Origin of the sequence: Streptomyces sp. NPDC006283 (assembly GCF_040613325.1) — a bacterium.
Lineage (GTDB): Bacteria > Actinomycetota > Actinomycetes > Streptomycetales > Streptomycetaceae > Streptomyces.
The window spans coordinates 1-5170 of sequence record NZ_JBEXRZ010000329.1 but is presented as its reverse complement, the minus strand read 5'-3'; the positions used below and the strand labels follow the sequence as shown (position 1 = coordinate 5170).

The 5170-nt window shown below is 72.6% G+C and carries 2 protein-coding genes and 2 pseudogenes; 3 read left to right on the top strand and 1 reads right to left on the bottom strand.

The genetic code is table 11. The annotated features are described in order from the left end of the window. Window positions 1-215: 215 nt before the first annotated feature. Complete coding sequence (locus ABZ070_RS35165; protein ID WP_356640014.1) at window positions 216-767, bottom strand: hypothetical protein; 552 nt, start codon at window positions 765-767, stop codon at window positions 216-218. Between the two features lie 103 nt (window positions 768-870). Between ABZ070_RS35165 and ABZ070_RS35160 the strand changes: the two are divergent. The 3 genes and pseudogenes from ABZ070_RS35160 to ABZ070_RS35150 all read left to right on the top strand — a co-directional run. Beyond that, window positions 871-3992, top strand: a pseudogene (locus ABZ070_RS35160) (alpha-N-acetylglucosaminidase). Between the two features lie 26 nt (window positions 3993-4018). Further along, on the top strand, window positions 4019-4819 hold the full coding sequence (locus ABZ070_RS35155) for a tyrosine-protein phosphatase (protein WP_356640012.1): 801 nt from the start codon (window positions 4019-4021) through the stop codon (window positions 4817-4819). 85 nt (window positions 4820-4904) lie between these two features. After that, a pseudogene (locus ABZ070_RS35150) lies at window positions 4905-5170 on the top strand (hypothetical protein); the annotation flags it as partial.

Here is a 5170-nt window from a genome sequence, read left to right as displayed (position 1 = left end):
TTCCCCCCCCCCTCGCTCTTCCCCTCTCAATCACCCCCGGCGGCGTTTGCCTGTCACCCGCCCTTTACGGCCAGCGGCCGGGCCGCCCTGGAGATTCCAGGCCGCCCCGGCCTTGTCGTCTGCGGACCTCGATGATGCAGGGCCTCCCCGGGCCGGTCCGGTGTGCCGGACCGGCCCGAGTGGGCCCGACGTTCTGTGCGTAACCGCTGGGCGTATCAGCCCTCGTGGTGCCCTGTGTGGCCCTCGTCGCTCGCGCCGCCGCCACTGCCGTCTGCGTGGCCCTGGTCGTCGTGCTCCCCGTGGCCGTCGCCATTGCCGTCGCCGCTGCCGCCCGAGCCGTGCTGCGCCCCGGTCTCCACCGTGCCGCCGAGACGGCCGCGCAGGGCCGCGACGACCTTCTCGTCGCCGACCGCGACCCACTTGCGGCCGACCAGGTACGTGCCGCCGTAGTCGTTCGCCTCGTTGATCCACTCCCGCTGACCGCGGTCGGTGGCGAAGGTCGCGAGAACGTACTTGCCGTCGTCCGTCGCGCAGTTGGCCTGGCGCAGCTCGTCCGCGTCCGTCTGGATGTTCGGCCGGCAGTCCGCCCGGCGCGCGAGCTCCTCCAGAGTGCCGGTTGCCGTCTTCGGCGCCTTCGCGCCCTCGTCGGCCGCGACACGCCCGTCGTCGTCGCCGCCGGACCCGCAGGCCGCCGCCAGGACGAGGACCGCAACTGCCAGTCCCGTCCGGGCCGCCCGCCATGTGCTCGTATTCGTACTCGTCCGCATCCGGCCATGGTGCCCTTCCGCGCCCTCTTCGGATAGCCGAACCACGGGTAACGTGCGCTCCGCACGCATCTGTTGTCGCCCCAGCAACACAGAGGAGCTGCCCATGAACGAGCTGTCGAGACGTACGCTGCTGGGAGCCGCCGGAGCGGCCGGGGCCGGTGCCGTGCTCGCCGGGCCCACCGCCGCGGCCGCCGTGCCCGCACCCGCGGCGCCTGTCGAGCCGGCGACCGCGCCCGGCACCGCACCCGCCTCTGATCCCGCCCTTGCCGCGCTGCGCCGTCTGCTGCCCGACCACGCCGACCAGTTTCGGCTGACGACGCTGGCCGGCCCGGAGCGTTTCCGTGTCACCGGCACCACCGGCCACATCGAAGTCGCCGGCACCAGCCCGGCGGTGCTTCTGACCGGGGTGCACTGGTATCTCAAGTACGTCTGCAGGGCGCACATCTCGTGGTCCGGCTCCCAGCTCGATCTGCCCGGCCGGCTGCCCGGGACCCGCCGCGCGCTCGAGCGCAGCGCGACAGTCCCGCACCGGTTCGCGTACAACGACACGCACGACGGCTACACCGCCCCGTACGCCGACTGGCCGCGCTGGGAGCGGCTGATCGACGTGCTCGCCCTGCACGGCTGCAACGAGGTGCTGGTGACGCCGGGCCAGGAGGCCGTCTACCACCGGCTGCTGATGGACTTCGGGTACTCGGACGCGGAGGCCCGCACCTGGCTGCCCGCGCCCTCCCATCAGCCCTGGTGGCTGCTGCAGAACATGAGCGAGTACGGCGGTCCGCTCTCGCCCGCCCTGATCGAGCGCCGCACCGACCTGGGCCGGCGGATCGCCGGCCGGTTGCGCGAGCTGGGCATGCACCCGGTCCTGCCGGGCTACTTCGGCACCGTCCCCGACGGTTTCGTCGCCCGCAACCCCGGTGATGCCCGGGTCATCGGGCAGGGCACCTGGAACGGGCTGCGCCGCCCCGACTGGCTGGACCCGCGGACGCGGTCGTTCGCCGACGTGGCCGCCGCGTTCTACCGGCACCAGCGGGACCTGTTCGGCGAGGTCGACCACTTCAAGATGGATCTGCTGCACGAGGGCGGCACGGCCGGCGATGTGCCGGTGCCGGACGCGGCCCGCGCGGTGGAGAGGTCCTTGCGGACGGCGCGCCCCGCGGCCACCTGGGTGATCCTCGGCTGGCAGGCCAACCCGCGCCCGGCGCTGCTCGAGGCCATCGACACGGACAAGGTGCTGATCGTCGACGGGCTGTCCGACCTGGACACCGTCACCGACCGGGAGAAGGAGTGGGGCGGGGCGCCGTACGCGTTCGGCACCATCCCGAACTTCGGCGGCCGTACGACGATCGGAGCCAACACCGACCGCTGGACGGAGAAGTTCACCGCGTGGCGCGACAAGCCGGGCAGCGCACTGGTGGGCACCGCGTACATGCCGGAGGCCGCGGAGCGAGATCCCGCGGCCCTGGAACTGTTCAGCGAACTGGCCTGGCGCGAGGAGAAGATCGACCGGGACGCGTGGTTCGCGGCGTACGCGGACGTGCGGTACGGGGCCGAGGACCGTTCGGCACGCGCCGCGTTCGCCGCGCTGGCCGCCACCGCCTACCGGCTCACCAGTACCGACGGCCGCCCCTACGACTCGCTGTTCTGCCGCCGCCCGTCACTGACCGCGTCGATCGGTACGGCCTTCGACCCGGCGGGCTTCGACGGCGCGTTCGCCGCGCTGCTGGACGTACGGCCGCCGCTGCGGGACTCGGACGCCTACCGCCACGATCTGACGGACCTGGCCCGGCAGGCCCTGGCCAATCGCTCCCGTACGCTCCAACTGCCCCTGCGTGCCGCCCACCTCGACAAGGACGTGGACACGTTCCGTGCCATCACGGCGTTGTGGCTGAAGCTGATGCGGCTGAGCGACACGATGGCCGGCTGCCACCGCTCGTTCCTGCTGGGCCCCTGGCTCGAGGACGCCAAGCGGCTGGCGACCAGCCCCGAGGAGGCGGTCGAACTGGAGCGCACTGCCCGTGCCCTTGTCACGACGTGGGCGGACCGCGGCGCGGCCGACCAGCTCAGCAACTATGCCAACCGGGACTGGCAGGGGCTGATGGACGACGTCCACCTCCCGCAGTGGGAGGCGTATCTGACCGAGCAGGCGGACGCGATGGCGGAGGGCAGGGCGCCGAGGTCCTTCGACTGGTATCCGGCGGAGGAGGCGTGGACGAAGGACCGCCGCACCTACCCGGTCCGGCCGACGGGTGACGCGTACCGAACGGCCCGGCGGGTGTACGACACGCTGGCCCGGCCCCCTACCAGGGCTTCGTCACGGTGAACGTGGAACCGGCTGCGTTCACGCCCGGCAGCACCGGCACGGTCAGGGCCACCTTCCGCAACTTCAACGGGCTGCGGGCCACCGGTCGTGTCGCCTTCGGGCTGACCGGCCTCGATGCCGAGCCGCAGGGCGAGCCGTTCCTCGAGAGTGTGCGGGCGGGCGGCAGCGGCACGGTGTCGTGGCGGGTGACCGCCCCCTCCGAGCCGCTGACGGAACCGCTCGTGCCGATGCCGTACGTGCTGCGCACGCAGTACGGGCCGAGGGGCGAGGAACGGGTGGCGGTCACCCAGCGCGGCAGCGTGCACCTGGCCGCTCCGCTCGACCCCGGGTGGCGTACGTTCACGTCCAACACGGCCGTCTTCGGTCAGATCGACGACCGGATGGCGATCAACGGCGCCGGCAACGACCTGTGGAGGGGCACCGCGCAGTTCGGTACGGCCTACCGCGAGCACGCGCTCGGCGAGGGCGGCAGCGTGCTGCTGCGGGTGGACGCACAGGACAACACCGGCAGTTGGGCGAGGGCGGGCATCGTCGTGCGCAACTCGCTCGCCACCCCCGGCGACGCGGGCTTCCTCAATCTGGCCGTCACCCCTGGACAGGGTGTCGTGATGTCGTACGACACGAACGGTGACGGCACCCTCGACACATACCGGCGTATCACGGGCGTCAAGGCCCCGGTACTACTGCGGCTCAGGCGGGGCGCAGGGGCATCGTTCACCGGCGAGTGCTCCACCGACGGCGGCGCGACCTGGCGGACGGTCGCCACGGTGTCCGTGCCGGGGGCGGCGGCGACGCAGGATGCGGGGTTCTTCATGAGCGCCACGAACGGCGGCAGCGGGGCCCGCGGCACGGTGCGGTTCAGCGGCTGGTCCGTGACGGGCGGTGTCGCAGAGGCCGGCTGAGGCCGCCGCCGCCTAGATTCCGCATCATGAACGCGATCCCTTCCACCACTGTCGCGAATCTCCGCGATCTCGGCGGTACGCCTCTGCCCGGGGGCCGGTCGGTGCGCAGCGGTCTGCTGTTCCGTTCCGGGCAGCTGGACCGGATGGACGCCGCCTCGGACCCGGCCGTCGCCGCCCTCGGCATCCGTACCGTCGTCGACTTCCGTACGCGGCAGGAACGTGACGCCCGCCCCGACCGGGTCCCCGAGGGCGGACGGCTGCTGCTCGCGGACGTCCTGGCCGACCTGGTGGCCTCCGGCCGGCTGCCGGCGGCGGCCCGGCTGCGTCAGCTGCTGACCGATCCGGCCGTCGCCGAGCAGGAACTCGGCGGCGGCCGGGGCCGGGAGATGTTCGGCGCCGTCTACCGGGCGTTCGTGACGACCAACTCGGCACGCGCGTCCTACCGGGCCTTCCTGAACGAGGTCGCGGACCCGGACTCCGGCCCGCTGCTGTTCCACTGCACTGCGGGCAAGGACCGGACGGGGTGGGCGGCGACGATCGTGCTCACCCTGCTCGGAGCGACTCCCGAGACGGTCGAGGCCGAATACATGTCCGTCAACACGGCGGTCCGCGAGGCGTTCGCGCCGCTCGTCGAGGGATACACCGTGCAGGGAGGACAGCCGGAGACGGCTCTGGCGATCATCGGGGTGGTTCCGGACTACCTGGGGGCGGCGCTGGACGAGGTCGACGCCCGCTACGGCTCGATGGAGAAATACGTGCGTGAGGGCCTCGGTGTCACGGCCGAGGCGCTCGGGCGCATCCGTGAACGGCTCGTCGTACCGGCCTGACCCCCTGCTGCCGGCGTCCGACGACCGCCTGACCCTGCGCCGCAATGTCAGGTGACCATAGGACGATTCGCTCGTTCTGCTGAACGTGCGCCCACACGACCTCGTCCCTCCTGCCGGCCAACCCCCGGGCTCCCCCGCGTCCGGGTCCGCCGGGCCGGGAACCGAAACCGCGCCAGAGACCGATGTCGAGGTCGGGCAGGCGCAGGCGGCGCTCGTCGAGCACTACCCCCACCTCGTACGGATCGCCTATCTGGTGCTGCCGTCCGCGCTGGGCCAGGGGCGCCGTGTGCTGACCGCCCACGCCATCGTGCAGCGTTCGCTCCCCCGGGGCGAGCAGGCCGCCGGCGCCCC

Bases quoted from the DNA above. Each gene is read 5' to 3' on its own strand.
- ABZ070_RS35165 (WP_356640014.1), bottom strand. From the start codon at position 767: ATGCGGACGAGTACGAATACGAGCACATGGCGGGCGGCCCGGACGGGA.
- ABZ070_RS35155 (WP_356640012.1), top strand. From the start codon at position 4,019: ATGAACGCGATCCCTTCCACCACTGTCGCGAATCTCCGCGATCTCGGC.